Annotated in this window: 1 protein-coding gene; it reads right to left on the bottom strand. The window is 75.4% G+C overall.

What is annotated here, in order from left to right; genetic code table 11:
* Positions 1-1,973, bottom strand: a 1,973-nt coding sequence (locus tag HLB09_RS16310) for an Rne/Rng family ribonuclease (RefSeq protein ID WP_171204357.1), incomplete at both ends; no start/stop codon positions are given.

Here is a 1,973-nt window from a genome sequence, read left to right as displayed (position 1 = left end):
CGAGCGGCGCGAGCGTCCGCCGCCGTCCCCGCCGTCCCGCTCGGCGTCGCCCTGCTCCTGGCCGCCGCCGCGGCGCCCGCCGCGGGCGCCGGCGTCGTCGCCGCCCTTCCCGGTGAGCGGCTCCTCGTGGAGGAGCACGCCCCGGCCGCCGCAGTGCTCGCACGGCTCGCTGAAGACGTCGATGAGGCCCTGCCCCACCCGCTTGCGGGTCATCTGCACCAGGCCCAGCGAGGTGACCTCGGCGACCTGGTGCTTGGTGCGGTCGCGCCCGAGGCACTCGACGAGGCGCCGCAGGACGAGGTCGCGGTTGCTCTCGAGGACCATGTCGATGAAGTCGACGACGATGATGCCGCCGATGTCGCGCAGGCGGAGCTGGCGCACGACCTCCTCGGCGGCCTCGAGGTTGTTGCGGGTGACGGTCTCCTCGAGGTTGCCGCCGGCGCCCGTGAACTTGCCCGTGTTGACGTCGACGACCGTCATCGCCTCGGTGCGGTCGATGACGAGCGACCCGCCGCTCGGCAGCCACACCTTGCGGTCGAGCGCCTTCGCGATCTGCTCGTCGACCCGGTAGGTGGCGAACACGTCGGCGTCCTCGGAGCGCACGACCCGGTCGGCGAGGTCGGGGGCCACGCCGCCGACGTACTCGCTGACGACCGCGTACGCGTCGTCGCCCTCGACCACGAGGCGGGTGAAGTCCTCGTTGAAGACGTCGCGGACCACCTTGACGGCGAGGTCGGGCTCCGTCGAGAGCGCGTTCGGCGCGGCGACCGACGTCGAGCGGCGCTCGATCGAGGCCCACTGCTCCTGCAGGCGCTCGACGTCGCGGCGCAGCTCCTCCTCGCTCGCGCCCTCGGCCGCCGTACGGACGATGACGCCGGCGCCCTCGGGCACCACGGCCTTGAGGATCTTCTTGAGGCGCGCCCGCTCGACGTCGGGGAGCTTGCGGCTGATGCCCGTCATCGAGCCGTGGGGCACGTAGACGAGGTAGCGGCCGGGCAGCGAGACCTGGCTCGTGAGGCGGGCGCCCTTGTGGCCCACCGGGTCCTTGGTCACCTGGACGAGCACCGGGTCGCCGGCCTTGAGCGCCAGCTCGATGCGGCGCGGCTGGCCCTGCAGGCCCGCGGCGTCCCAGTCGACCTCGCCGGCGTAGAGGACGGCGTTGCGCCCGCGGCCCACGTCGACGAAGGCGGCCTCCATGCTCGGGAGGACGTTCTGCACCTTCCCCAGGTAGACGTTGCCCACCATGGAGGTCTGCGTGCGCCGGGCGACGTAGTGCTCGGCGAGCACGCCGTCCTCGAGCACGGCGATCTGCGTCCGGTCGCCGCGCTCGCGCACGACCATGACCCGCTCGACGCTCTCGCGCCGCGCGAGGAACTCCGCCTCGGTGACGATCGGCCGGCGGCGCCCGCCGTCGCGCCCGTCGCGACGGCGCTGGCGCTTGGCCTCGAGGCGGGTGGACCCCTTGAGGCCCGTCACCTCCTCCTCGGCGCGGCGGCGCTGGCGGTCGTCCTCGGAGCCCGCACCGCCGTCCGCGTCCCCGCCCGAGCCGCTGCGACGGCGACGACGACGGCGACGGCTCGAGCCGCCCTGCTCGTCACCCTGCTCCGCGTCGTCACGGGACTGGTCGGTGCCGTCACGGGACTGGTCGCCCTCGCCGCCGGGAGCGTCGTCGGCCCGCTCGCCCTGGTCGGCGTCACCGGCGTCCTGCTCCGCGGAGCGCTCCGCGCCGACCTCGTCGCCGGTGCCCTGCTCGTCGTCGCCGCCGGAGCGGCGCTTGCGTCCGCGACCGCCGCGACGGCGACGGCGACGACCCCCGTCGTCGCCCTGCTCGTCGTCGGTCCCGGCGCCGCCACGGTCCTCGACCTGCTCGTCGGCCCCCTCGTCGGCGCCCTCGTCGCGCTGCTGCGCCGTCGCGCCGTCGTCGACGGGCTCGCCCCCGGCGTCGGCGCGCCCGGCCGCGGCGTCGTCACCCC

Source organism: Pseudokineococcus marinus (assembly GCF_013004605.1).
GTDB lineage: Bacteria > Actinomycetota > Actinomycetes > Actinomycetales > Quadrisphaeraceae > Pseudokineococcus > Pseudokineococcus marinus.
The sequence above is the reverse complement of the archived record's forward strand: the minus strand, read 5'-3'. Positions and strand labels throughout refer to the sequence as shown.